This is a genomic window from Pseudomonas sp. DC1.2, from assembly GCF_034351645.1.
In the GTDB taxonomy this organism is placed as follows: Bacteria; Pseudomonadota; Gammaproteobacteria; order Pseudomonadales; family Pseudomonadaceae; genus Aquipseudomonas.
The window spans coordinates 2,182,413-2,209,016 of record NZ_CP133782.1 but is presented as its reverse complement, the minus strand read 5'-3'; the positions used below and the strand labels follow the sequence as shown (position 1 = coordinate 2,209,016).

Annotated in this window: 24 protein-coding genes and 2 pseudogenes; 13 read left to right on the top strand and 13 right to left on the bottom strand. The window is 57.3% G+C overall.

Annotated elements, in window-relative coordinates:
* The 10 genes and pseudogenes from nuoJ to RHM68_RS09960 all read left to right on the top strand — a co-directional run bounded on the left by nuoJ (position 1) and on the right by RHM68_RS09960 (position 9,812).
* Entirely contained in the window at positions 1-501 is a 501-nt protein-coding gene (gene nuoJ / locus RHM68_RS10005; RefSeq protein WP_322222449.1) for an NADH-quinone oxidoreductase subunit J, read from the top strand.
* Positions 502-504: 3 nt separating this feature from the next.
* Positions 505-813: an NADH-quinone oxidoreductase subunit NuoK gene (nuoK, locus tag RHM68_RS10000; RefSeq protein ID WP_322222447.1), complete on the top strand. Its 309-nt coding sequence runs from the start codon at positions 505-507 to the stop codon at positions 811-813.
* Positions 810-2,663, top strand: coding sequence for an NADH-quinone oxidoreductase subunit L (nuoL, locus tag RHM68_RS09995; protein WP_322222445.1), 1,854 nt, complete (start codon positions 810-812; stop codon positions 2,661-2,663). Before nuoK ends, nuoL begins: the two co-directional genes overlap by 4 nt.
* A gap of 39 nt (positions 2,664-2,702) precedes the next feature.
* A complete protein-coding gene (gene nuoM / locus RHM68_RS09990; RefSeq protein ID WP_322222443.1) occupies positions 2,703-4,235 on the top strand; it encodes an NADH-quinone oxidoreductase subunit M in 1,533 nt (510 codons plus the stop codon).
* A 7-nt stretch (positions 4,236-4,242) separates the two neighbouring features.
* A complete protein-coding gene (gene nuoN / locus RHM68_RS09985; protein ID WP_322222441.1) occupies positions 4,243-5,706 on the top strand; it encodes an NADH-quinone oxidoreductase subunit NuoN in 1,464 nt (487 codons plus the stop codon).
* An 86-nt stretch (positions 5,707-5,792) separates the two neighbouring features.
* Positions 5,793-6,143: pseudogene (locus tag RHM68_RS09980) on the top strand (transposase); the annotation flags it as partial.
* A gap of 484 nt (positions 6,144-6,627) precedes the next feature.
* The gene (locus RHM68_RS09975) at positions 6,628-6,756 is read left to right on the top strand and encodes a hypothetical protein (protein ID WP_322222439.1); all 129 of its coding nucleotides are present in this window, start codon (positions 6,628-6,630) and stop codon (positions 6,754-6,756) included.
* Positions 6,757-6,799: 43 nt separating this feature from the next.
* The gene (locus tag RHM68_RS09970; RefSeq protein ID WP_322222437.1) at positions 6,800-8,035 is read left to right on the top strand and encodes a YcaO-like family protein; all 1,236 of its coding nucleotides are present in this window, start codon (positions 6,800-6,802) and stop codon (positions 8,033-8,035) included.
* Complete coding sequence (locus tag RHM68_RS09965) at positions 8,032-8,931, top strand: class I SAM-dependent methyltransferase (protein ID WP_322222435.1); 900 nt, start codon at positions 8,032-8,034, stop codon at positions 8,929-8,931. Before RHM68_RS09970 ends, RHM68_RS09965 begins: the two co-directional genes overlap by 4 nt.
* Positions 8,931-9,812 (top strand): alpha/beta fold hydrolase, encoded by an 882-nt coding sequence (locus RHM68_RS09960; protein WP_322222433.1) that lies wholly within the window; start codon positions 8,931-8,933, stop codon positions 9,810-9,812. Before RHM68_RS09965 ends, RHM68_RS09960 begins: the two co-directional genes overlap by 1 nt.
* A gap of 242 nt (positions 9,813-10,054) precedes the next feature.
* Here RHM68_RS09960 and RHM68_RS09955 read toward each other — a convergent pair.
* Positions 10,055-10,510: pseudogene (locus RHM68_RS09955) on the bottom strand (group II intron reverse transcriptase/maturase); the annotation flags it as partial.
* Positions 10,511-10,850: 340 nt separating this feature from the next.
* Between RHM68_RS09955 and RHM68_RS09950 the strand changes: the two are divergent.
* Positions 10,851-11,723, top strand: a complete 873-nt coding sequence (locus RHM68_RS09950; protein ID WP_322222431.1) for an undecaprenyl-diphosphate phosphatase — start codon at positions 10,851-10,853, stop codon at positions 11,721-11,723.
* Between the two features lie 78 nt (positions 11,724-11,801).
* Here the strand turns inward: RHM68_RS09950 and cysS are convergent, their stop codons facing one another.
* Together cysS and RHM68_RS09940 are read right to left on the bottom strand one after the other, a co-directional pair.
* The gene (gene cysS / locus RHM68_RS09945) at positions 11,802-13,184 is read right to left on the bottom strand and encodes a cysteine--tRNA ligase (protein WP_322223751.1); all 1,383 of its coding nucleotides are present in this window, start codon (positions 13,182-13,184) and stop codon (positions 11,802-11,804) included.
* 18 nt (positions 13,185-13,202) lie between these two features.
* Positions 13,203-14,903: a glutamine--tRNA ligase/YqeY domain fusion protein gene (locus tag RHM68_RS09940; protein ID WP_322222429.1), complete on the bottom strand. Its 1,701-nt coding sequence runs from the start codon at positions 14,901-14,903 to the stop codon at positions 13,203-13,205.
* Between the two features lie 266 nt (positions 14,904-15,169).
* On the opposite strand from RHM68_RS09940, the gene RHM68_RS09935 reads away from it, so the two are divergent.
* Both RHM68_RS09935 and lpxH read left to right on the top strand, forming a co-directional pair.
* Entirely contained in the window at positions 15,170-15,673 is a 504-nt protein-coding gene (locus tag RHM68_RS09935; protein ID WP_322222427.1) for a peptidylprolyl isomerase, read from the top strand.
* Positions 15,670-16,419 carry a UDP-2,3-diacylglucosamine diphosphatase gene (lpxH, locus tag RHM68_RS09930; RefSeq protein WP_322222425.1) on the top strand — a complete coding sequence of 250 codons (750 nt, stop codon included), beginning with the start codon at positions 15,670-15,672 and terminating at the stop codon, positions 16,417-16,419. The genes RHM68_RS09935 and lpxH overlap by 4 nt, the downstream gene beginning before the upstream one ends.
* 210 nt (positions 16,420-16,629) lie before the next feature.
* Here lpxH and RHM68_RS09925 read toward each other — a convergent pair whose 3' ends face one another.
* From RHM68_RS09925 to RHM68_RS09880, 10 genes are all read right to left on the bottom strand, one after another.
* Positions 16,630-17,601, bottom strand: a complete 972-nt coding sequence (locus RHM68_RS09925; protein ID WP_322222423.1) for a fimbrial protein — start codon at positions 17,599-17,601, stop codon at positions 16,630-16,632.
* A gap of 126 nt (positions 17,602-17,727) precedes the next feature.
* A complete protein-coding gene (locus tag RHM68_RS09920; RefSeq protein ID WP_322222421.1) occupies positions 17,728-18,276 on the bottom strand; it encodes a fimbrial protein in 549 nt (182 codons plus the stop codon).
* An 11-nt stretch (positions 18,277-18,287) separates the two neighbouring features.
* Complete coding sequence (locus RHM68_RS09915) at positions 18,288-18,764, bottom strand: fimbrial protein (protein WP_322222419.1); 477 nt, start codon at positions 18,762-18,764, stop codon at positions 18,288-18,290.
* A 13-nt stretch (positions 18,765-18,777) separates the two neighbouring features.
* On the bottom strand, positions 18,778-19,272 hold the full coding sequence (locus RHM68_RS09910; protein ID WP_322222417.1) for a fimbrial protein: 495 nt from the start codon (positions 19,270-19,272) through the stop codon (positions 18,778-18,780).
* Positions 19,273-19,282: 10 nt separating this feature from the next.
* On the bottom strand, positions 19,283-19,864 hold the full coding sequence (locus RHM68_RS09905) for a fimbrial protein (RefSeq protein ID WP_322222415.1): 582 nt from the start codon (positions 19,862-19,864) through the stop codon (positions 19,283-19,285).
* Between the two features lie 21 nt (positions 19,865-19,885).
* Positions 19,886-20,647, bottom strand: a complete 762-nt coding sequence (locus RHM68_RS09900) for a fimbria/pilus periplasmic chaperone (protein ID WP_322222413.1) — start codon at positions 20,645-20,647, stop codon at positions 19,886-19,888.
* The gene (locus RHM68_RS09895) at positions 20,644-23,256 is read right to left on the bottom strand and encodes an outer membrane usher protein (RefSeq protein ID WP_322222411.1); all 2,613 of its coding nucleotides are present in this window, start codon (positions 23,254-23,256) and stop codon (positions 20,644-20,646) included. Before RHM68_RS09895 ends, RHM68_RS09900 begins: the two co-directional genes overlap by 4 nt.
* Positions 23,257-23,275: 19 nt before the next feature.
* Complete coding sequence (locus tag RHM68_RS09890; protein ID WP_322222409.1) at positions 23,276-23,836, bottom strand: fimbrial protein; 561 nt, start codon at positions 23,834-23,836, stop codon at positions 23,276-23,278.
* Positions 23,837-23,890: 54 nt separating this feature from the next.
* On the bottom strand, positions 23,891-24,418 hold the full coding sequence (locus RHM68_RS09885; protein WP_322223749.1) for a fimbrial protein: 528 nt from the start codon (positions 24,416-24,418) through the stop codon (positions 23,891-23,893).
* Positions 24,419-25,055: 637 nt separating this feature from the next.
* Positions 25,056-26,585, bottom strand: coding sequence for a DHA2 family efflux MFS transporter permease subunit (locus RHM68_RS09880; protein WP_322222407.1), 1,530 nt, complete (start codon positions 26,583-26,585; stop codon positions 25,056-25,058).
* Positions 26,586-26,604 lie beyond the last annotated feature (19 nt).

Below are 26,604 nucleotides of genomic sequence, written 5' to 3'. Positions count from 1 at the left end.
ATGGAATTCGCTTTCTATTTCGCATCGGGTATCGCTGTAGTGTCCACGCTTCGCGTGATCACCAACACCAACCCCGTGCATGCCCTGCTCTACCTGATCATTTCGCTGATCGCCGTGGCCATGACGTTCTTTGCCCTCGGCGCACCGTTTGCCGGTGTACTGGAAGTGATCGCTTACGCTGGCGCCATCATGGTGCTGTTCGTGTTTGTGGTGATGATGCTGAACCTTGGCCCCGCCTCGGTTCAGCAAGAGCGCGTCTGGCTCAAACCGGGCATCTGGCTCGGTCCAGTGGTGCTCGGTGCATTGCTGCTGGGTGAACTGCTGTATGTGCTGTTCAGTCATTCGAGCGGCGCTGCACTGGGTCACACCACTGTAGACGCCAAGGCCGTGGGCATTAGCCTGTTCGGTCCTTACCTGCTGGTGGTCGAACTCGCCTCGATGTTGCTGCTCGCCGCAGCCGTCACGGCGTTCCACTTGGGCCGTAACGAGGCTAAGGAGTAAGTCATGCCTGCTATCCCTCTCGAACATGGATTAGCCGTTGCCGGCATCCTGTTCTGCCTCGGTCTGGTCGGCCTGATGGTGCGCCGCAACATTCTCTTCGTGCTGATGAGCCTGGAGATCATGATGAATGCCTGCGCACTGGCCTTCATCGTTGCCGGTAGCCGCTGGGGTCAGCCGGATGGACAGATCATGTTCATCCTGGTGATCAGCCTGGCAGCCGCCGAGGCCAGTATTGGTCTGGCGATTCTGTTGCAGCTGTATCGCCGCTTCCACACTCTCGATATCGACGCTGCCAGCGAGATGCGCGGATGAATCTTCTCTATCTGACGTTCGTATTCCCTCTTATAGGTTTCCTGCTGCTGTCGTTCTCACGCGGCCGCTTTTCGGAAAACCTTTCGGCGCTGATTGGCGTCGGTTCCATTGGCCTGTCTGCCATTGTCGCGGCTTACGTGATCTGGCAATTCAACGTCGCCCCGCCAGAAGGCGGTCACTACACCCAGGTGTTGTGGCAGTGGATGGCGGTGGAAGGCTTTAAGCCGAACTTCGCGCTGTACCTGGATGGCCTGTCGGTCACCATGCTCGGTGTCGTGGTAGGCGTTGGCTTCCTGATCCACCTGTTCGCGTCGTGGTACATGCGCGGTGAAGACGGTTACTCGCGCTTCTTCGCGTACACCAACCTGTTTATCGCCAGCATGCTGTTCCTGATCCTGGGCGATAACCTGTTGTTCCTGTACTTCGGCTGGGAAGGCGTGGGCCTGTGCTCGTACCTGTTGATCGGTTTCTACTACAGCAACCGCAACAACGGTAACGCCGCTCTCAAAGCCTTTATCGTCACCCGTATCGGTGACGTGTTCATGGCCATCGGCCTGTTCATCCTGTTCCAACAGCTGGGCACGCTGAACATCCAGGAACTGCTGGTCAAGGCGCCTGAGCACTTCAAGGTCGGCGACTTCTGGATTGTGCTGGCGACCCTGATGCTGCTGGGCGGCGCTGTCGGTAAATCCGCGCAACTGCCACTGCAAACCTGGCTGGCGGATGCGATGGCTGGTCCTACCCCGGTGTCGGCACTGATCCACGCCGCCACCATGGTGACCGCCGGCGTTTACCTGATTGCCCGTACTCACGGTTTGTTCGCCCTGGCGCCGGACATCCTGCATCTGGTCGGCATTGTTGGCGGTGTAACCCTGGTACTCGCCGGTTTTGCCGCACTGGTCCAGACCGACATCAAACGCATCCTCGCCTACTCGACCATGAGCCAGATCGGCTACATGTTCCTGGCGCTGGGCGTAGGTGCCTGGGAAGGCGCGATCTTCCACCTGATGACCCACGCCTTCTTCAAAGCGTTGTTGTTCCTTGCCTCTGGTGCGGTGATCGTTGCGTGCCACCACGAGCAGAACATCTTCAAGATGGGCGGTCTGTGGAAGAAGCTGCCACTGGCCTACACCAGTTTCATCGTCGGCGGTGCGGCACTGTCTGCCCTGCCACTGGTGACCGCAGGTTTCTACTCCAAGGACGAAATCCTCTGGGAAGCGTTCGCCAGCGGTAACCACGGTCTGCTGTATGCAGGTCTGGTCGGCGCGTTCATGACGTCGCTGTACACCTTCCGCCTGATCTTCATCGCGTTCCACGGTGAAGCGAAGACCGAAGCCCACGCCGGTCACGGCATCGCTCATTGGCTGCCCCTGTCGGTGCTGATCGTGCTGTCGACTTTTGTCGGCGCGATGATCGTTCCACCGCTGCACGGCGTGTTGCCAGAGAGCGTCGGCCATGCCGGCGGCGAAGCCAAGCACAGCCTGGAAATCGCCTCGGGCGCCATCGCCCTGGCCGGTATCCTGCTGGCCGCGTTGCTGTTCCTCGGCAAGCGGCGTTTCGTCACCGCCATCGCTAACAGCGGTATTGGCCGCTTCCTGTCAGCCTGGTGGTTCGCTGCCTGGGGCTTCGACTGGATCTACGACAAACTGTTCGTCAAGCCGTACCTTGCGATCAGCCATGTACTGCGCAAAGACCCACTCGACCAGACCATCGGTCTGATTCCGCGTATGGCCAAAGGCGGTCACACCGTCCTGAGCCGCACCGAGACCGGTCAATTGCGTTGGTATGCCGCCTCGATGGCTGCTGGTGCCGTGCTGGTTATCGGCGCCATCGTGCTGGTAGCGGTCTGATATGAACCTTGCGAACTTGCGAAAGGAAACGAGCCCGTCATGATTCTGCCTTGGCTAATCCTGATCCCCTTCATCGGCGGCCTGCTGTGCTGGATGGGTGAACGCTTCGGCGCCACCCTCCCTCGCTGGATTGCGCTGTTGACCATGACCCTGGAACTCGCGCTCGGCCTCTGGCTGTGGGCCCACGGTAACTATTCATTTGCTCCGGCGCCGGGCGCCGATCCGACCTGGGCGCTTGAGTTCAAGCACATCTGGATCCAGCGCTTCGGCATCAGCGTGCATCTGGCGCTCGATGGTCTGTCGCTGTTGATGATCCTGCTGACCGGTCTGCTGGGTATCCTCTCGGTACTCTGCTCGTGGAAAGAGATCCAGCGGCATGTTGGCTTCTTCCACTTGAACCTGATGTGGATCCTGGGCGGTGTCGTCGGCGTGTTCCTCGCCCTCGACCTGTTCATGTTCTTCTTCTTCTGGGAAATGATGCTGGTGCCGATGTACTTCCTCATCGCGCTCTGGGGTCACAGTTCTTCGGACGGCAAGAAAACCCGGATCTACGCGGCGACCAAGTTCTTCATCTTCACTCAGGCGTCCGGCCTGATCATGTTGGTGGCGATCCTCGGTCTGGTACTGGTCAACTTCAACAGCACTGGCGTGATTACCTTCAACTACGCCGACCTGCTGAAAACCAAGATGTCGCTCACCACCGAGTACATCCTGATGCTCGGCTTCTTCATCGCGTTCGCGGTGAAGCTGCCGGTTGTACCGTTCCACTCCTGGTTGCCTGACGCTCACGCCCAGGCACCGACCGCCGGTTCGGTCGACTTGGCCGGTATCTTGTTGAAGACGGCGGCTTACGGTCTGCTGCGTTTTGCCCTGCCGTTATTCCCGAATGCCTCGGCCGAGTTTGCGCCGATCGCCATGACCCTTGGTCTGATCGGGATCTTCTACGGTGCATTCCTGGCCTTTGCCCAAACCGACATCAAGCGTCTGATTGCCTTCTCATCCGTTTCCCACATGGGTTTCGTGCTGATCGGCATCTACTCCGGCAGCCAACTGGCGCTGCAAGGCGCGGTAATCCAGATGTTGGCGCACGGTGTGTCGGCGGCGGCACTGTTTATCCTCAGTGGTCAACTGTACGAGCGCACCCACACCCGCGACATGCGTGAAATGGGCGGCTTGTGGTCGAAGATCGCCTACCTGCCGGCCATCAGCCTGTTCTTTGCAGCCGCGTCCCTGGGCTTGCCGGGGACCGGTAACTTTGTCGGAGAGTTCCTGATCCTGATCGGCACTTTCGCCAGTGCGCCATGGATCACTGCGATTGCCACGTCCGGTCTGGTGTTCGGTTCGGTTTACTCGCTGATCATGATTCACCGTGCGTACTTCGGGCCGTCAAAATCGGACGCGGTGTTGCATGGCATGGATGCGCGTGAACTGATCATGGTGGTCGGCCTTGCGATGCTGCTGATTTACATCGGCGTGTACCCGCAACCGTTCCTCGACACTTCTGCCGCGACGATGCATGGCGTGCAGCAGTGGCTCGGCACCGCCTTCACTCAACTCGCTTCGGCCCGGTAAGAGCGCTATGGAATTCACGACTCAACACTTTATCGCGCTCGCGCCGTTGTTGATCACCACCGCCACGATCATCGTGGTGATGCTGGCCATCGCCTGGCGCCGCAACCACTCGCAGACCTTCCTGATTTCCGTGGCGGGCCTGAACCTGGCATTGCTGTCGATCCTGCCAGCCTTGAAAGTCGCGCCTCTGGCCGTGACCCCACTGCTGCAAATCGATAGTTTCGCCTGTCTGTACATGGCGCTGATCCTGGTCGCCACCCTCGCCTGTGTCACCCTCGCCCACGCCTACCTTGGCGATGGCGGCACGGGTTACCCTGGCAACCGCGAAGAACTGTACTTGCTGATTCTGATGGCCGCCGCCGGTGGCCTGGTTCTGGTCAGCGCGCAGCACCTGGCCGGTTTGTTCATCGGCCTGGAACTCTTGTCGGTGCCGGTCTACGGTCTGGTGGCTTACGCCTTCTTCAACAAACGTTCGCTGGAAGCCGGCATCAAGTACATGGTGCTGTCGGCCGCCGGCTCTGCGTTCCTGTTGTTCGGTATGGCGCTGCTTTACGCTGACGCAGGCTCCCTGAGCTTCGTCGGCATTGGCCAGGCCCTGGCGGCCACCGGCCTGCCAAGCTCGCTGGCGCAAATGGGCCTGGGCATGATGCTGATCGGTCTGGCGTTCAAGCTGTCGCTGGTGCCGTTCCACCTCTGGACCCCGGACGTTTACGAGGGGGCTCCGGCGCCAGTGGCGGCGTTCCTTGCCACCGCGTCCAAGGTCGCGGTCTTTGCGGTCATGGTGCGTTTGTTCCAGATCTCGCCGGCTGCCAGCAGTGGTGTGCTGAGCACCGTGCTAAGCGTGATTGCGGTCGCCTCGATCCTGTTCGGCAACCTGTTGGCACTGACCCAGAGCAACCTCAAGCGACTGCTGGGTTACTCGTCCATCGCGCACTTCGGTTACCTGTTGATTGCTCTGGTGGCGAGCAAGGGTCTGGCCATGGAAGCCATCGGCGTGTACCTGGTCACCTACGTGATCACCAGCCTCGGCGCCTTCGGTGTGATCACCCTGATGTCGTCGCCGTATAAAGGGCGCGACGCGGATGCCCTGTACGAATACCGTGGCCTGTTCTGGCGCCGTCCGTACCTGACCGCTGTCATGACCGTGATGATGCTGTCCCTGGCCGGCATCCCGCTGACCGCAGGCTTCATCGGCAAGTTTTACATCATTGCTACCGGTGTCGAGTCGCACCAATGGTGGCTGGTCGGTTCACTGGTAATGGGCAGCGCCATCGGCGTCTTCTACTACCTGCGCGTGATGGTCACCCTGTACCTGATCGAGCCGAACCTGCGTCGCCATGATGCACAGTTGCACTGGGAGCAAAAAGCAGGCGGCGTGATGCTACTGGCCATCGCGGCTTTGGCGTTCTTCATTGGGCTGTACCCACAACCGTTGCTGACCCTGGTTCAGCAGGCCGTGCTCGCGGGTTAATCGTTCAGCGACACTCGGTAGAAAACAGAAACGGCACCTTCGCAGATTGGGTGAAAACCCAGTAATCTGCGAGGCGCTCAAAGAAAATGCTCCGTATTGAAAAATATGGAGCATTTTTCGTTGTGGCCGGCTTCGATAAAGCACTGCCCAAAAGCACCGCTCGCCCCTCTTATAATCCTGCCGATCAGCTAAAACTCTAACTCTACGGTTATATCCCGCGGATTCGCTCATCGCGGCGTCTCGAAGCTGAATGCCAGCGCAACATCGACGTGATGGGGTTGATCAACCGGCTCAAGCCCGACTTCAAAACCATCGCTGACTTTCGCAAAAACAACAAACTCACCTTTGTGCCTACGCACCGTGCCTTCGTCCGGTTTTGCCGCACAGCCGGTCTGATCGCCGGTGAGTTAGTCGCCATCGATGACAGCAAATTCAGGCTCAGTGTGTTTTCACACAGTCTGTGCGGGCGCCTTTTTGCGTTTGGCTGCCGGGGCGCGGTTCTTTGAAGTGTCGTCAAACGCCATAGGAAAAGTCATTGGAGGCGCCGTGAAAAAGTGCCAAACGCTCAAACACTGCGATTGCCCCGGGGCACGCCGCTGAAATCTCCCACAGCTGCATGAGAGGAAAACATGAGGGGCGGTAAGTGTTTCTAACACTTTCGCTTCATACCCAAACACTTCAGTCACCGGGCAACCGTTGATGGCTCGACGCAGGCCACAAGAAACGCGACATCACCTTTTGAAAACGGCTCATATCGTCATGCCAAAGTAGTCAACCTGAAGATTGATATGTACATATTTCAGCCCCCCCTGAATGACGACTTTGAAACTTCCCGTCATTTTTGACGAAGCCAACGCCCGACTTATACAGTCGTTCCGTGTTCGAAACAGCACATCCAACTACTAACAAGAGAGTTTAATCATGGGTTACATGAGTGCCTGGAACGCCAACAAAGTGATCGACCTTGAACAGCAGGAAGCCCCTACTGCCGAGCAAATTGAAGAACTGCAACTGACCGAGGACGAACAAGACGAGCTCGAAGCTGCCTAACAATCGGGGGGCCATGGCCCCCCGTTTCTCAAGGGAACGAATCATGGACACGTTCACTATTGCCGAACGAGAACTGGCGCTGGAACAGGCTGAACAGCGAATACTGGCGGATCTGGAGGCATTGGGACTCAGCGTCGAGACCCGCACACTCGGTCAGCGGATCGTCGCGGTGCAGGCCGCCGTCAGTGCGACCGACCCTCCTCGCATCGCCAGGGGGGCGGGCAAGGGATACCCGCAACCTGCCCGTATCGGCGCGCTGTACGAAACCCTGGAACACTACTTGAGTGAGCACTTCACTGGCCCGGGCATTGACTATCTGAATCCTCAGTATTTTTCCCAGAAGCCACTCTTCGCCGACGATAGCGTACTGTCTCTTATCACCGCACAACTCGACGCCGTGACCGCATGCCGGACGTTCACCGACGCCATTACACACGCTTCGTTTTATTACCCAATGGCGCTGTGCATCCCAGGCTATTCACGTCAGCCCCTGCCTCAAGACACCACCAACTATCGCGCTCTGCAACGTTATGCCAGCAACAGCGGAACAGCGATTGGCGCTACTGACAACGAGGCGGTCCTGCACGCGACGAATGAATGCATCGAACGCGATGCAGTGTCGTTGTTTCTGCTGGATCAGTTTTACTACGAAAACCACGCGCCCCTGCGTCTTGTTGCAAGGCCCGCCGATCATGAAGCGCTGGGCCGACTGTGGTCGGACGCCGAAGCAGAAATCGGGTCGGGCATTGTGCTTGTCGATATCAGCAGCGAGTTCCTGGCGCGAACTTTCCTGGCCTTTTCTACCACGCCTGGCCCCCTTCCCAAGGTCTTCGGCAGCGGCTGCTCCCTCAACGCCCGACACGGTGCGTGGCGCGCCCTGACCGAACTGGTTCAGTTGCATCACACGGCCTTGGAGCCTGAACTCAACCACTATCTGAGCAATGCCCAACGTCATTTAATGAACTTCCCCCGCTTACTGCGTTGCCTGCGATTCGATCCCTACCCGCTGCTGCAACTGTGTGAACAACAAACCGTTGAGTTGCCCGAAGCGGCTATTGAACAACCCTTAGCCGAGCAGATTGACCTGCTGGCCAAAGACCTGCTCCGCCATGGGCGTTCTCTGGGTATTTCACGCGTTCACCGGACTGCACTTGGCACCACGTTGGTCAACGTTGTGATTCCGGGGTTGGAACGCTTTTTTGTGGTATCCAGCGGCAATGTCGTAGTCGCTCAAGCCCGGGGACGGCGCCTGGAAAACAAATACAGGGGCGCGCAATGAACACACAATTTGAAGCCGGCGAGCTCAATCGCCACCTCGAACCTCTGGGCCCCGGATTGCATCATCTGTTTGTCTTGCGAGTAAACGGCAGCGACTGGGTTGGCCGAAAAATCCTGCAACAGGATCACTGTGGCGGGCGCTACATCAGCAGCCTGCTCAAACCGTGGATGTTGCTCGGACCGCTCACGCAACTGCATTGGAGCAATGAAGGCGTCGCCGTCTATTTTCGGCAGGTCACCCTGCAAGATAAAGAAACAACCTTCAACATCGCACAGGCTCAACCTGACAGCGAGATCTGCTTCCCGTTTCCGGTCGTTGATGACGCCGGGCTGGAAGAGGTGTGCCCTTTGCAGTACTGGCACTGCGACGAGTCGCTCGCCAAGCAGCTGGATGCCGACGAAACGCATTTGCGCCAGTACTGCGCGACCTTGCTCAAAACGATGGCGAGCCCCGGCGCGGTGATCCATGACCCAGCCTGTTCGACGGGTGAGTTCATTGCCCACCTAGCCCGAGAACTCCCGGATCGCCGCTGCCTGGGGTCTGATCGTTCGCCGTCGATGATCGACCATGCCAAGCTCCGTCACGGTTGTTCATCTGTCGATTTTTTCTTGAGCGATGCCTGCAATATCGCCTCGACAGGCATTCGCTGTGATGTGTTAATCGCTCGCTTCCTCAACGCCGAAGTCATGACCCGCAAGCAAGCGCAGCGGACATTGCAGGCCCTGATTCCCTGTGTAAAACCGGGCGGTACGCTACTGATTTTCGGTCACACACCGGTACTGCTCGCCATGCCCTACCTTGCGCAGACACTCAAACTGCACCTCATCTCTAGCGTCGCCGCCCGTGAAGGACAATCAGAGCTGTTCGAGTTTTATCAGCTACGGGTTCCTGCCTGATGCTGACTTCCCCGAACATTGGCTACTTCCCGACCTGTGATGGCCACCAGCTCTATTGGGAGCGGCATGGCACACCCGGCACCGAACCGGTATTTTTCCTGCACGGGGGCCCGGGAGGTCGCAGTTCCCGCCATCACCTGGAGTTCTTCGACTTGTGCTGTTTCGACATCATCCTGTTCGACCAGCGCGGCGGCGGTCGCTCGATGCCCCAAGGCCAGCTTCAACACAACAACACTGGGCAATGCGTCGAGGACATCGATGCCCTGCGGCGATATTTCGGCTTCCAAAAAATCAGTTTATTGGGAGTCTCCTGGGGCAGTTGGCTGGCCATTCAATACCAGCAACGCTACCCGGACGCCCTGCTGAAGACCACGCTGGTGTCGGTATTTGTGCCGTTTGCGCAGAATGTCCGCGCCTATGACAAGACCTTGAGCGATGCTTTAGCCGGGCCCCGCGCACGTTCGATCTACCAGATCCTGAACAACGGTTGCGAAGCACAACAACGTCAAGCTGCCATTGGCTGGTTGAAGGCTATTTTAAAATTGAACGGGCAATCGATGGACCCAAGCGCACTCGAACACTTCGCCGACCAGGAAGCGGTCCGGGCGATTCGCCTGGAATTGCACTACCACGTTAATCACTACTTCTTTACCCATACGGACGAGGGTCTGGTCGTCGATGCCAACACCGAAGTCATACAAGGCACGAAAGACCGTTTTGGCATGGCGAGCCTGCGCTGGCTTCGTCAACGCCAAAGCATACGTTGTCGATTGCTTCACGCCGGGCATAACGCTTTCGACCGGGCGATCGTGAAAACGGTGCGTCACTCACTGAAGCGAGGCTGCGGCACTAACAAAAAACGGCTTCCGAAGGTGCAGTAAAACAAGGTTACGGCGCTGTTTTACTTACGCGCATTCACCCACGATTTCAGCAATTCGTTTTAGCAACCGTCGGGCCAACAATTTGCTGGGCAGCAGTCTGTCGCGAGTCAGCGTCGAGCGTTTGTTCAAGGTGTAGGATTAGAAGCGCAGACCAATCGGCATAGGGGACGGCCTTCACAGGCCGTTCCGCTGCAACACCACCCGGCATGCGGGTCCGCACCGGGCGGTTCGAGAGATTGAGGTTATGAGAGTCGCACCAGTCCCAGCCTGTCGAACCACGCAATATCCAGCACACGATTCAGCTCAAAGCGGCTGTTACGCCACCAGCTACACGAATTGGCCGCTACTTTCCGGGCGGATTGACTGCTGGCTTCCAAGGCCCGCAGTTCGTGATAGATCGTCGTCCCACGGTTCTCGACAACCTGTCGCATACTGCGACCGCCTGAGCGACGAGTGAGTTCGCGTATCCGCTGTTTGAACTGCTTGCGCGCCTTGACCGCCACTGCTCTTTTGACGCCTTGTGGAGATGCCCAGAAAGCGTGGCCCAGAAACTTGCGACCAAACGCACTGGCCACCGCACTTTTGCTCTCGTTGACACTCAAGTGCAGCTTCTCATACAGACGCCTGAGCAGGGCCATGACTCACTCGCCTGCCTTCCGGCTGCGAACATAGACGTTCGCATCGTCGGCATAGCGCACCCTCATGCAGTTGCGCTTCACTTCGTTCGCTGTGGCCAGCTTACGGCGGGACTTTCACCCGCAAGATTGCGCCCATGCTGGGCGCATAACATAAACGGCACCTTCGGGGGCCGTTTTTGCGTTTGGGTTTTTATTGATTTCCCCTCCTGACTCCACCACCGGGGGGGACTAATCCGTTGTCGATTGGCGAGCGTTCAATGCAAATTTTGTTCTGCAAAACACCTGCGCCTATCCGTGAGTTGACTGCGCCAGCTAAACGTGACGAAATGTTTCTGCGTTTAGACCTGCTTGTCTTGAACCAAACACCTCCCTCCCCTCTTATTCTCACAGGATAAGTGCTTTGACAAACATCTGTTCCGCCGGCCTTGATATCGGCTTCGCCTCTCTGGATTACCTGCAAATCGGCATCCTGGGCATCATTCAAGGCATCACCGAGCTGTTACCCGTGTCTTCCACTGCGCACATGCGAATCGTACCCGCCCTGCTTGGCTGGCCTGATCCTGGCTCGGCGTTTTCCGCCGCCATGCAACTGGCCGCACTGGCGGCGGTGGTCAGTTACTTCTGGCGGGATGTGAGGCAGGTTGTTACCGGCAGTGTAGGCGCCGTGCGCCAGGGAGATTACAACAACCAGTGGTTCAAGCTGGCCGTTGCCATCGTGCTGGCGACCATTCCGATTGGTATCGCAGGGCTTGCCTTGTCATCGACGCTCAATGCCTGCAACTCGCCGTTGAGAGGCCTGATGGTGATCGGGATTTCATGCGTGGTGATGGCCGTTCTAATGGCCGCTGCCGAACTCAGTTGCCGGCACCGCCGCACCGTTGGCGAAATGCGCCTGCGGGATGCGTTGATTGTCGGTATTGCTCAAGTCGGGGCGCTGATCCCTGGGGTTTCCCGTTCCGGCTCAACCCTGACCGCTGCATTGTTCCTCAACTTCAAGCGCGAAGAAGCAGCGCGCTTTTCGTTCCTGCTGGGTCTGCCCGCTATCGCTTTGGCCGGCCTCAAAGAACTGTGGGTGTTGTTCCATGCGCAGCTCCCGGCGGAGGCCTGGGCCCATCTGATTTTTGGTCTGGTAGTCGCCAGTGTCTCGGCGTTCTTCGCCATCTGGGGCCTGATGAAGTTCCTGGAAAAGTTCTCCACCTGGCCGTTTGTGATTTACCGCGCGGCGCTGGGGATTTTCCTGATTGTGGCTGTCAGTACCGGACTCTTGAGCTAAGTCACCGCAACGACCATAGCGCTACGCCCCAAAAAAAACCCGCACAAGGCGGGTTTTTGTTTGTAACGAATAACCCAATCAGTCAGCCAGACGCCAAGTTGTGCCGCCCTTGCCGTCTTCCAGCACCACGCCCATGGCGGTGAGCTGGTCGCGGATGCGGTCGGATTCGGCCCAGTCTTTACCAGCACGTGCTGCCAGACGCGCCTGAATCAGCGCATCAACCTCAGCCGCGTCAACCCGGCCTGCAGCGCCAGCCTGCAAAAAGTCATCGGCTTCGAGCTGCAACACACCCAGCACGCTGGCCAGTTCCTTCAAGCGTGCCGCCAGACCTGCCGCTGCATTGAGATCGCTCTCGCGCAGACGGTTGATTTCGCGGACCATCTCGAACAGCACCGCACAGGCTTCCGGCGTGCCGAAGTCGTCGTTCATCACCTGAGTGAAACGCTCGACAAACGCCTCGCCCCCGGCCGGCGCCACGTTCGGCAGACCTTTCAGCGCGTGGTAGAAACGCTCGAGTGCGCCTTTGGCGTCCTTGAGGTTGTCTTCCGAGTAGTTGATGGCGCTGCGGTAGTGGCTCGACACCAGCAGGTAACGCACGACTTCCGGGTGGTACTTTTCAAGCACATCGCGGATGGTGAAGAAGTTGTTCAAGGACTTGGACATCTTCTCGCCATTGATGCGAATCATGCCGCAATGCATCCACGCGTTAGCGTAGGCCTTGCCGGTCGCGGCTTCGCTCTGGGCAATTTCGTTTTCATGGTGCGGGAACTCAAGGTCGCTGCCGCCGCCATGAATGTCGAAGGTTTCGCCCAGGCAGCAGGTCGACATCACCGAGCACTCGATGTGCCAGCCCGGACGCCCCGCGCCCCATGGTGATTCCCAGCTCGGCTCGCCCGGTTTGACGCCTTTCCACAGCACGAAGTCCAGCGGGTCCTGTTTCGACTCGTCGACTTCGATGCGGGCGCCGATGCGCAGGTCTTCGATTTTTTTGCGCGACAGCTTGCCGTATCCCATGAACTTGGCGACGCGGTAATACACGTCGCCATTGCCCGGTGCGTAGGCGTAACCCTTGTCGATCAGGGTCTGGATCATGCTTAGCATGCCCGGAATATGATCGGTGGCCCGCGGCTCCATGTCCGGCTTGAGGATGTTGAGGCGTGCCTCGTCCTCATGCATCGCGGTGATCATGCGCTCGGTCAGCACGTCGAACGGCTCGCCGTTCTCCTTGGCCCGATTGATGATCTTGTCTTCGATATCGGTGATGTTGCGCACGTAAGTCAGGTTGTAACCGCTGAACCGCAACCAGCGGGTCACCAGGTCAAACGCGACCATGCTGCGGCCGTGGCCAATGTGGCAGTAGTCGTACACGGTCATCCCGCAGACGTACATGCGCACATTGTTGCCATCCAGCGGTTTGAAGACTTCTTTGCTCTTGGTGAGCGTGTTGTAGATCGATAGCACTTTAGTCATTTCCTGGAATCACTGGCCCCACGAATCACGCAAGGTCACGGTACGGTTGAATACCGGAGCGCCCGGTTTCGAGTCCTTGATATCCGCGCAGAAGTAACCTTCGCGCTCGAACTGGAAACGGTCTTCCGGCTGTGCATTGCCCAGCGAGGGTTCAGCACGACAACCGGTAAGAACTTGCAGCGAGTCAGGGTTGATGTTGTCCAGGAAACTGGCGCTGTCTTCGGCCTTCTCAGGGTTGGCCGAACGGAACAGACGATCGTACAGGCGCACTTCGCACTCGACGCTGGCCGCCGCCGGCACCCAGTGAACCACGCCTTTGACCTTGCGACCTTCAGGGTTCTTGCCCAGCGTTTGCGGGTCGTAGGAGCAGCGCAGCTCGACGATATTGCCATCGGCGTCCTTGATCGCTTCGTCGGCGCGGATCACGTAGCTGCCGCGCAGACGCACTTCGCCGTTGGGTTCAAGGCGTTTGTAGCCTTTTGGCGGCTCTTCCATGAAGTCATCGTGGTCGATGTAGATTTCACGGGCGAACGGCAGCTTGCGCACGCCTAGTTCTTCTTTCTGCGGATGACGCGGCAGTTCGAGGTTCTCGACCTGATCTTCCGGGTAGTTGGTGATCACCACCTTCAACGGGCGCAGCACGCACATGGCGCGCGGAGCGTTCTGGTCCAGATCCTGACGGATGCTGAACTCGAGCATGCCGAAATCGACAACGCCGTCAGAACGGTTGGTGCCGACCATGTCGCAGAAATTGCGGATCGACGCAGGCGTGTAGCCACGGCGGCGGAAGCCCGACAGCGTGGACATGCGCGGATCGTCCCAGCCGAACACGTGCTTTTCATCGACCAGTTGCTTGAGCTTGCGCTTGCTGGTGATCGTGTAGTTCAGGTTCAGGCGGCTGAATTCGTACTGACGCGGGTGTGCCGGCACTGGCAAAGCGTCGAGGAACCACTCGTACAGCGGACGATGGCTTTCGAACTCCAGGGTGCAGATCGAATGGGTGATGCCTTCGATGGCGTCCGACTGACCGTGAGTGAAGTCGTAGTTCGGGTAGATGCACCACTTGTCACCGGTCTGGTGGTGGTGAGCGTGACGGATGCGATACATGATCGGATCACGCAGGTTCATGTTCGGCGAAGCCATGTCGATCTTGGCCCGCAGTACACGTGCGCCGTCCTGGAATTCGCCAGCCTTCATGCGGGCAAACCAGTCGAGGTTTTCTTCTACGGAGCGGCCGCGGAACGGGCTGTTCTTGCCTGGTTCGGTCAGGCTGCCACGGTATTCCTTGGCTTGTTCCGGGCTAAGATCATCGACGTAGGCCTTGCCGGCCTTGATCAACTCGACGGCCCAATCGTGCAACTGGTCAAAATATTGCGAGGCGTAGCGCACTTCTCCGGACCATTCGAAGCCCAGCCATTTGACGTCGCTTTCAATCGCGTCAATGTACTCCTGGTCTTCCTTGGCCGGGTTGGTGTCGTCGAAGCGCAGGTGCGTGACGCCGCCAAACTCCTGGGCCAGGCCGAAGTTCACACAAATCGACTTGGCGTGACCGATGTGCAGGTAACCATTGGGCTCAGGCGGGAAACGGGTGACGATCTGCGTGTGCTTACCCGAGTCCAGGTCCGCCTGGATGATCGGGCGCAGGAAATTGACCGGCACGGCAGGGCCAGTCTTGGAATTCGAGGTAGGGTCGACAGTGGGCTTGCTCATAGGATCCTTGAACAGACAAGTGCGCGGCCACAAGAAGGGCCAGACAAAACAAAGCCGCTATCATAGCCGATGCGTTCAAGCACCTGACAGAGCAGGTCCTAAAACAGGTGCGTTTAATGCACCTGTTTTGAAAAACAGCCTCGAATTTCGCGCCCGGCACGCTAAACTGCGCACCTCGGCCGATACTGGCCGGACCGGTGAGGGGTTCAAATGCCCCGAAACCCACGAATTCATTGAAAACGCTTCTCCTTAAAAGAGTACCGATCATGACCCAAGTCAAACTGACGACCAACCATGGCGACATCGTCCTGGAACTGAACGCTGAGAAAGCACCGCTCACCGTTGCCAACTTCATCGAATACGTCAAAGCCGGCCACTACGAAAACACTGTTTTCCACCGTGTCATCGGCAACTTCATGGTCCAGGGCGGCGGTTTCGAGCCAGGCATGAAAGAAAAGAAAGACAAGCGCCCAAGCATCCAGAACGAGGCCGACAACGGTCTGCCAAACGAGAAGTACACCGTGGCCATGGCGCGCACCATGGAGCCGCATTCGGCTTCCGCCCAGTTCTTCATCAACGTGGCGGATAACAGCTTCCTGAACCACAGCTCCAAGACGACTCAGGGCTGGGGCTACGCCGTATTCGCTAAAGTCGTTGAAGGCACCGACGTCGTCGATAAGATCAAAGGCGTGGCGACCACCTCCAGGTCTGGTCACCAAGACGTTCCGGCAGACGACGTGATCATCGAGAAAGCCGAGATCATTGAGTGATACTGCTGATTTCAGACTTGCATCTGGAAGAGGAGCGCCCGGACATTACCCGGGCGTTTCTGGATTTGCTTGCCGGACGCGCCCGCTCCGCGCATGCGTTGTACATTCTGGGCGACTTTTTCGAAGTGTGGATTGGCGACGACGCCATGACACCGTTCCAACGTTCTATCTGCCAGGCCCTGCGCGAACTTAGCGACAGCGGCACGGCCATTTTTTTGATGCACGGCAATCGTGATTTTTTGCTCGGCAAGGCCTTCTGTAAACAGGCTGGCTGCACCCTGCTGAAAGACCCGAGTGTCGTGCAGTTCAACGGCGAGCCCGTGCTGTTGATGCACGGCGACAGCCTCTGTACCCGCGACGTGGGTTATATGAAGCTGCGTCGTTACCTGCGTAACCCCATCACACTGTTTATCCTGCGCAACCTGCCGCTACGTACCCGGCACAAACTGGCGCGCAAGCTGCGCAACGAAAGCCGTGCGCAGACGCGCATGAAAGCCAATGACATTGTGGATGTCACGCCGGAAGAAGTACCACGGGTGATGCAGGAATACGGCGTGAAAACCCTGATCCATGGGCACACCCATCGTCCGGCCATTCACAAACTGCACATTGCTGACCAAGCGGCCAAGCGCATTGTGCTGGGCGATTGGGACAAGCAGGGTTGGGCGTTGCAGGTCGATGAGCAGGGGTTTGAACTAGCGGCGTTTGACTTCGCCAGCCCGCCTTTGGCGCTGCCTGGCACTTAACTGTCAGACACCCGTGGTGAGAGACACCTCAGCCCCTAAGACACACCGAGGTAATGCCATCGCAGGCCAGACCGATGTCGGTCTTTCAATCAATGGCCTGAAGCCGTCCGCCCCGCTTTCGCGGTAAACGGCGGCTTAGCCAGGAGGGGCAACGCGGTGCCCTGAGCCTCGTAGTCAGCACCTTCTACATGAAGGCAGCCGTCGAATGAGTCATGGCACACCCATCACCAATACACCGTTACCGCTTATGGCCCCGGCGACAGGCAGGGACCCTGTTCTTTTGACAAGGGCAAACGTCACATCGTCGCCCCCCGTACTGTTAGTAATCTGGGTCAGGAACGAACCGTTGACTCGAACCGCAGACCCCGCCCGAACAAGGGCCGTCCCCACATCCGGGTTGCTCATTACCAGCAGATTAGTGTTGAACGAGGACGGAGTGCCTTTGTAAGTAATGGTTATCGGTGTGGTAATCCCGCCATCCGGGCATGCGTAGGTGAGCCTGCGGTTGGTACGGATGGACGTTGTCTGTGGATCGGTGCCTATTGCCCTCTGGTGTACGTCGCCGAAGTTGATCTCGATCGGGTTGTTGTTGTTGATCGTGCATGTTGACGGGGAGACGACGAAGTTGTTGGCGGCGCTGTACGTGATCGTGAGCCCGTTTCTCGTTGAATCATAATTGTTTGTCTGGTTTAGGCGTAACACTCCAAGGGTGTCCCCTATTCGAATATCGAGAGGGTTCGTCGGATTATTGCGTATTAAAATATAGGGCGTGACATCGACGCGGACACCCACACCGTTATTGGGCAGCGTAGACACCCGAATACCATCCGGGACAGGGGTGTTTAGATACGTCCCGTTTATTCGTAGCCCGGTGCCTTGGCTGGCGAGTTTTGGGCCAGGCGTCCAGGCAGGACCGACTTGTATCGACGTTGACCAGTAGTCCTGCCACCAAGGTGGGGTACCTGGAAAGGGAGAAAATAGGCACTCTATGTTCACCCCTTCAAGGATGATGCGGGTGGGGTCCGCGCTCGGGCGGACAAACACGGGGACCTGTAGTTGTAGAGTCGCGCCATCGTGTATCGGCCCCCAAGGTCCGCCATTCACACGGCAATCAGCGGCGCTCACGGTTGTAGTCACACCCACCAGGGCCAGAAGCACGATGGCTCCATATAATCGTTTCATTTTGATCTCTCGTTGCTCTCCATCCAGGCATTGCCCAACGAACAGTCAGTCCGCGCCTTAACACTGCCCAGAAGAGATTTGAGGTTTGTCTGAGGCTGTTTTCAGCCTATGAATTACGATTCACAACTACGGATAGTCCAGTGTAAAAGTCGAGGTCACCGTGTAAGCACCCAGCCCAATGGTCTGATCCCTGATTGCACTCGGCTCACCCTGCACATAGGCCTTGAGTTCAATCACATTGTTGCCGTTCGACAAAATCTGTTCGTCGCTGACTGTATTCACGGGCAATGGCTTATTACTCAGCGTCTCTATACCTAGTCCAATACCTGAGGCACCGCTTCCACCATCAAGCGCGAACAATCCTGGAAGCTCCCGGTTTTGCGCGCCACCAAAGGAGATGGTGACCGTTTCACTGATAGTGATGTCGCAAGCATCCAGGTGCAGCTTGAAACCTTTGCCCACGGAACGCGTGTTGATGTAAAGGTGCTTACTGGTGAGGTCCCAGAGCTCCAGCGTGATTGCCTCGTCGCCAGGACGAATCGTGCAGGCCTGTTCAACCAGGTTGCCTTTAAAACGCAGGTTGTCCGCCGCATGCCCCGTTGGGATCAGGCCGAGGGTCAGGAGCAATGCCAGCCCTGCACGTGACCACCCCTTGTGAACAATTTCATGTCGCATGGACTCGACTCCTACTGGTATTCGGCCAACAACGTGGCCACCGCCGTAAACCTTGCGGGGACCAAAATAGAACCTGGCCTTTTCACGGGTACAACTTCCAATATCGGTTGTGACGACAGGGTGATGTCCAGTGGTGTATTGAGCAGAAACGGCACGTTGTTTTGAAACAGCCGGATGCCCAGTTCAGGCACGCTGGTCTGCACCGCCGAGCCATCAAACGCCGTTGCTGTGCCGTTAATACTGAGCTTAAGCACCCATGGGAGCGTGTCGGTGCCGCAGTTGATGGTGTAACCGACACCCCTTCGGTATTTCACCCCGTCGACTCGTCTTACCCCCACATCCCCAAAGTCGACTTCAATCGTTCTTCCGCCGTCAATCGTGCAGGGCGGCGGTTCGTTCAGCGTTCCGCTAAACGTCACGTTGGCCGACGCACCACTGCAAAGGCCGATGGAACACAAGGCGAACAACGCTCGCCACCAAAATGTCATGGGTCGTTCCTCATTATTGGTACTCGATCACAAGGGTAGCGGTGGCATCAAATGCCCCCCCCGTCAGGTTGCTATTCGCGCGTTTGACAGGCACCGCCTGCACCACCGGAAAATTGGGATGCGTGAAATTCACCGCCGTATTCAGAGGCCAGTCAGCACCATTGATGAACAGCTTTACCCCCAGATCCGGTTTGCGGGTCAAGAGTACGTTCCGATCGAACGAAGCCGCTGTCCCCTTGAGTTCGAGTGTCATGGCGTTGTTGAAGGGTGAATCACAGGTGACGGTATAAGGCACGTCCCGACGATAATTAACGCCATCGATCCGTGAGGTCAGCAGGTCATTCCCAAAAGGCACATTAAGCGTGCTCCCGCGGTTAATGATGCAGGGTGGAGGCGCGATGATGGTCGCGCGGATAGTCAGATTGGTATCGGCCTGCACACCTTGACTGACCGCCCACAACAGTCCCCCACCGATAAAAATGGCCCGCGAGCCGGTTAACCTAGCCATCGTTCTGTCCTCACTCATAATTGAGCCTGAAATCCACCACGGCTCGAAATGCCCCGCTGGTCAATGGCGCAGAGGTGCGAGTGGGCTGGACATACCAGGTTTGAGTGTTGCTGCCCAAGGGCAAAAACAAAGGTTCGCCCCTTGAGCCCAGATGCACATCGCGCCCCAGGGCATCGGTCAACCGCAGGCCCATCCCGGTGATACCTTGCACTTTGACCAGCCGTGGATCATCGGCATCAGCGGGCGCGATAAACATCACCGACACCACGGGTTGATAGGCGCTCCATGTCAGGTTGCCTGTACGCTCACTGGCGATGCCGCCCGCAGTGCGCTGGCAATCGGCAAAACGCAGTTGAAATGCCTGGCGTGTCGCCTGATCGCCAGGCCGTTGCAACTGGCCTGCCGATAGGGCGCCCAGGTCAATCGCTTGATGGCGTGATGTCATTTCCAGACTGCAAGGGGTCTCATACATGGACCCGACAATGTTCAGCATTCCAACCATGCCCTCGACATCCTCGTCATCCTCGGCGTGCGCCCGCCCCATCAAGGCCAGTAACAGACAGCCCAAGACCTTCACATTGTGCAACTTCATGACTTTCTCCGGCGTCAGGCACTACTGAATAGACGCCGAGGCTTGCCCATTCACTCGGCACGTTTCGCCAGTGCAGGTGAAAGGCAGTAACGGGCGTCCGCCGTAATCGTTCACATAGGCCAAATAGGGCGTTGTGCCGAGTGCTTTGGCCGTTGGGCCCAAGACCTGCACGCCTTTGGGCGGGATCATCAGCGGCTCGAAGCCCGGCACGGTTTTGCCGTCTTTGCTGCTACGCGCATCCACCAGGGTCACGTAGTAAGGCGTGGGGTTATTCACCTGATAACGGTCGCCTTTGAGGGTAAGGGTCAGCTTTTCTTGCCAAGGGTTGGACAAGTCTTGCTGGCTCGGCGCAATGGCTTGCGGCCGGTAAAACAATTTGATGCGGGTCTGTAGCGCAATTTGCAGAGTGTTGGCCTTGTCGCTGCGCGGCGGAATTTCCCTCAAATTGAAGTAGTAAACCGTCTCTCGATCCTGGGGCAGCAACTTGGCCGCCGGCAATGCCTGAACTTTCACCTGACTTTGTTTCCCGGGTTCCAATCGCTGAACTGGAGGCAGCACGATCAAGGGTGTGGTAATTTTTTTGCCTTCTTCGTCCTCAATCCAGCCCTGAGCCAAATACGGCAACTGGGTATTGTTGTTGGTGATATTCACGCTGGTGGCGTCTTTGCCTCCATCAAAAATCACTCGGGTACGATCCAGGCCTATAGCGGCGTTAGCGCTCTGGCTCAAGCCAAGAACCAGCAGCGCGAAAGCCTGATAGGTAAGGCGCATGTTCAGCATCATGAGGATGTGTTCTCCATAGCGTTATACGTCGGGGCCAGCGCTGCTGGCTCGGGTACAGATTGATCGGTGGCCACCATCTGGCAGCGCAGTTGCAGGGCATCGGTCAAGCCATCGGCTGGCAAAATGACTGGGAGCGTGAGGACACATCGCTCGGCCCCTCCCCAACTGACCCTCATCTGCTCGCCGGCCTGAATGCCGCTGAGGTAGACACTCCCGCCATCATTCACAATCCCGGTGTCCTGCTGTTTCATGTTCCTCACCGTCGCGCCGAAGGGCGGCGTACTGCCATCCAGCAGGCGAAGAACAGCCATGGCCTTGCTGCCGGAAATCACTTCCAGCAGTCGATAGCCAATAGCGCCTTCGGTGAGTGTCAGTTGGGTCACTGATTGAGTGGCTTCGACATTACTCGGCAAGCGCTCCAGATCAACACTGGCCGCAGTACGCTGGTAGCTGTTGACGTCGGCGATGACCGCCTTGCCGAAGGTGTTACTGCGGGTCGAGTTGCCGTAGCCCCGCACAGGTACATCGGGCACACCACCGGTATCGACCATCAGACGAGTACCGCCCGTGCTATTGGTACGGTGGAGTGCCGCACCGTAAGGAGTGAGCGTGCCACCGCCGCGAACAGACGCCCCAAGGGTTCTGTTACTCCCTTGTTGCGTACTGGCGCTGAGATCGATGTCGGCCCTGTCACCGATATGACTTAGATAGCCACCGGCGGAGTTGTCACTTGCACTAAGCTGGTAGCTGTTACGCTCGTCGAGGCGATCGTTGTAGCGCGTTGAAAAACTGTTATCGCCTGCGGCTCTATTAGCGTCCAGCGACAGTGTGCCGGTGCGCCCCAACGGCAAACTGACCGTCAGCGACATTCCGTTATCCTTATAGAGGTATTCGTGAGTTCGGTAGGCATTCAGCGACATGTTCATGTTTTTGATTGTCCCCACACTAAAGTATCGTGACGCAGATAAGTTCCAGCGCTGAGTGGCCGAACGCGTCCAATACGTTTGTTTGTTGTAACTTGCGTAGACCGTGGCCCCCAAGTCACGGAATTGCTTATTAACCGTCACCGTATAAAGTGCTTTGCTGCCGCCAATAGGCCTCCAATGTTCCAGGTAATCGCCATGTTCGTCGTACACTCCGCGCCCGCCAAGTTCGCCGTTCATCCCGTAATAACGGGCATCCAGGTACTCACTCATGCTCAAGAAGTTTCTTTCGGAAAATCGATAACCGGCGAAAGTCACTTGACTGTCGTACTGTTCAAATTTCTTGGAATATTGAAGGCGGTAGGATTTACCGGAGAGCGTTTCATTCCACACACTCGCGCGGGACTGTGTCACATCCACAGAGATGGCACCGAACGCCAACAAATCACGACCCACCCCCACAGACAGCGCACGGTAGTTGTTATCGGTTATACCGCCGCCCAACAGCGACCAGCCATTACTGATGCCCCAGGAGAACTCGCCGGTGCCGAAAAAGTCACCGCCTGAGCCGTACTGAAGATTGGACGGCCGTCCAGCCGCAAGCTTGTAACGAACCTGCCCCGGCCGCGTCAGATAAGGAACGCCTGCCGTATTGATCTGGAATTTGTGTACCGAACCGTCCTGCTCTTCAACCCGCACATCCAGCGTACCGGACACTGCATCATTGAGATCTTGAATGCGAAAAGGTCCAGCCGCGACCAGCGTTTCATACAGCACGCGCCCCTGCTGGCTGATAACGACTTTGGCATTGGTTTTGGCAACTCCGGCAACTTCCGGTGCATAACCACGCAAGTTGGGTGGCAGTTGGCTTTCATCTGATTTGAGCCCGGCACCGGTAAACCGAAAGCTGTCAAACAGGTCTGAGTACAGGTAGTCCTCACCCACCGCCAGGCGAGCTTTCAGCGCAGGAATTGCGCGATACGCGTAGTAACGACTCCACGCTAGTTTTTGATCTACAGACGCCCCATTTCGGTCCTTTTCGACACGCCCCTGCCAATCAGCCCTCAGGCGCCAAGCTCCGGCATTGGCTCCGACCGTTCCGTTACCACTGAGATCATTGCGCGTCCCGTCATTTTTGCGGTAGCTGGACTGCGCTGTCATGTTGTAGTCGATCAGCAGCCCGGGCACACCCTCATCCCAGCGGGAGGGCGGATCCCAGTTGATGGCGCTGTACTCCAGATAAGCCTGGGGCAGACTGATGTTCAGTGTGGAGGTGGCCAAATCTGCACTGACCTCCATGCCAGGTAAGCCTTGAATATCCAGGCACTGCCCGCCTTTCCACCATTTGAGTTTCGCAGCGTCGGATGTTTTAAGGCCCAACTGTTCAACGAGATCGGGCGATAAACATGCCTGACTTCCTTTGGGATCATTATCGGGCGCATAGAACGCCACCGATTGCTCAGAAATAACCTGAGTATTTATTTGCACCACCATCGAATAGCTGCCAGGCAGGATGAACCCACTGCGCGCAAACCGAGACAAGTCAATATTGGTGCGATCACTCAGGTCAAGCACGTCGGTATTAAACTCAATATCCTCGGAACCCATTGCAGTTCCTGTCAGTGATATCAAACCGCCAAAGAGGCTTGAGCGAAGCGTATTTATAATTTTCGACGCATTCAACATGCAAGCAACCCACCAATCTTCAAAAATATTCCAACTTAAACCGCACCGCGGCACTGTGGGGCCCAGCGAATAGCGGAACGCCATTGCCGACCAAGCGAAGCGTGTAGTTGAGCGTCATGTCCCCATCCACTAACGGGTACAGCGCCATCGGCCGCCCCGGAATACTCTCTTGACCCGCCGCGTCCTCAATATGGAAGGCCACCCCCTGTGAGCTACCAAAGGCCGCAAAGGAGCGCCCTTCTCTATCGGTCGGGCCGTCGAACGTCACGCGCAGATGCTCCCAATCAGGCAGGCTGGCACCGGGGCGCGACGGGTCGGGGCGGCTCAATGAGCAATTGATCAGGCGCAACTGGAAGGGATGCAATTGCCCCCTCCCGTCTCGTAAAAGCCGACCGATTGGTTCGGGGGTCATCTCGATGGTTTGATCGAAAGTGGCCGCTTCCAGCCCGCAGGCTGAGTCGATGACCTCTCCTCCCAGCGTGACGACCCCTTCGCCTTGCGCAGCGTCCTGCGCGAAGACCCATGGGCTGATGAGCATCGTCAATGAAGAGGTGACAGCGAGACTTATGAATGTTTTCACCTTTACCTCCCGTCAGAATCCCCCCGCCACCCTTATAAGTGGCGGGGGGAAAACTTACTGATAAGCCAAAGTGAAATTGGTGACCGCGCTGAAATCACCAGGAACGACTGGCGCCGTAGCCGTAATGGCGCCTTGTACATAAGCGCCGAACTCCAACGTGTTATCGCCAGTGGAGATGACCTGAGGGGTCGTTGCCGTACCCAATACAACGGCTTTGCCGCCATGGGTCATCATGATGCCCACGCCACCCGCGCTGCCGACAGTACCGATTGCACCAGGAACAGTGCTTGATGGCGCGGCGGTGAAGGTAGTGGTCACCGTATTATCGGTAAGGCCTGTCAGATCGCAGCCTTCAAGTTCGATCAGCACACGACGGGCTTCAGACTTTCCGCCATTGTCCAACTGATGCTTTGCGATCGCGCCGAGGCGAATCGTCTGGTCGACGGAGTCAGGTTTAATAGAGCAAGCACCCGAGTGGACCGATCCCAAAAAAGTAACCGTTCCATCTGCCGCATGCGCAACAGACATCGCACCCGCTAACAGCCCGACAGTTAACAGCGCAGCTTTTACTTTAGTTTTCATTTTCAGAGGCTCACAGAGATTGAATATCACAACGGAATCCTGTCGCAGTTGCGCACAGAATTTATTGAACACGCGAACGCACGGCTTCCTGAACGCGTTGGAAAATTTAATTTTTCCAACTATTGGTATTGCCATTCAGCAAATCATTACGAAGCCCGGTGATTGTCCATGAGTATCTGGAATTATAAAGCCATCCGATTCGCATAATTGCGTAGTATTACGCCATAGCATAAATAGGAACTTTATAGCTTTTTTAAAAAATATTAAAAAGAACTGTAAGATCCAGACTACACTAGCATTAATGAGAATAATTCAGAGAGGATAAAGTGTGTAGGAACTGTATTACACACTCTAAAAAATAACAGCAATTACTTGAGCAGGCACACTAAAGAATCAATAGAGTATTTACTCTGGCTTCAGCGCACGGCTCGATGATCGTGTCGGCTGCACGCAAGGTGCTGAGGTGATTGAAATCGTCAATGCGGCGAACGGCAATCATTGCAATGTGCCGTCGGTGTAGACGTAATCCAGGTTTAGACTTGCCCGCGAAAAAACGAGAACACTACGTAAAGCCTGGCTTTGCGCATCATCGCTAACGTTTTTCGCGAGCACCTGCACGGCGCAGCGCGCCCTTACATCAATGCCCGCTCGCCGCCGGCCCGGCCTTCGCCGCAAACGGAGGTTTGGCCAGCCACACGATCAACATCAAGCCCATGAACCCCCAGCCCAGCAGCGTGAAGTAATCGACGGTGGATAGCATATAGGCCTGACTGGTCAGCACATGATCGAGTTGCGCATACGCCGGGGGGCCCGCCCCGCCCAGGGTGTTCAAGGCATCCCGGGCCGGTTGGTCATAGGCGGTGATGCTTTCACTCAAGTAGGCGTGATGTTGATCCGCCCGGCGAATCCAGATCCAAGTGGTCAACGACGCTGCGAAACTACCGCCCAAGGTCCGCAAGAATGTCGCCAGGCCTGCGCCATCGGCGATCTGGCTGGGCGGCAGGTCCGACATCAGAATGCTCAGGGTCGGCATAAAGAACAGCGCCACGCCGATCCCCATGAACAACTGCACCAGGGCGATGTGCTGGAAGTCCACCTCATTGGTAAACCCGGCGCGCATGAAGCAACTCAAACCGATGGCAAGGAACGCCAGGCCGGCCAGCAACCGCAGGTCGAACTTGTTCGCGTATTTGCCAACAAACGGTGACATCAACACCGGCAGAATCCCGATCGGTGCCACCGCCAGCCCGGCCCAGGTAGCGGTGTAGCCCATCTGGGTTTGCAGCCATTGCGGCAGGATCAGGTTGATGCCGAAGAAACCGGCATAACCGAGCACCAACACAATGGTGCCAATGCGGAAGTTGCGGTAAGCAAACAGCCGCAGATTCACCACCGGGTGCTTGTCGGTCATTTCCCATATCACGAATACAGCCAGCGCAATCGCCGAAATAGCCGCGCCGATGACGATGAAGTTCGACTCAAACCAATCCAGGTCATTGCCCTTGTCGAGGATCACTTGCAAGGCACCGACACCGATGATCAAGGTGATTAACCCGACGTAATCCATCGGCTGACGACTGGTTTCCACCGGACGCGCCTTGAGTTGCTGACGCACCACCATGACCGCGAAGATGCCAATGGGCACGTTGATGAAGAAAATCCACGGCCAACTGTAGCTGTCAGTGATCCAGCCACCGAGGATCGGGCCGGCAATCGGCGCCACCACCGTGACCATCGCCAACAACGCCAGGGCCATGCCGCGCTTGGCCGGCGGATACACCGCAATCAACAGCGTCTGGGTCATCGGGTACAACGGCCCCGCCACCAGACCTTGCACCACGCGGAAAATAATCAGCTCCGGCATCGAGGTCGAGATACCGCAGAGAAACGAGGCCAGCACGAACAGAATCGTGGCCCATAGAAACAGTTTCACCTCACCGAAACGCCGGCTCAGCCAACCGGTCAGCGGCAACGCAATGGCGTTACTGACGGCAAACGAGGTGATCACCCACGTGCCTTGCTCCGAACTCACGCCCAGGTTGCCGGAAATGGTCGGCAGGGCCACGTTGGCGATGGTGGTGTCGAGCACTTGCATGAAGGTCGCCAGCGACAGGCCGATAGTGCTGAGCAGCAGGCTGGGCGGCGTGAAAGACGCGTTATTGCTCATCGCGAATCCTTTGAAACCG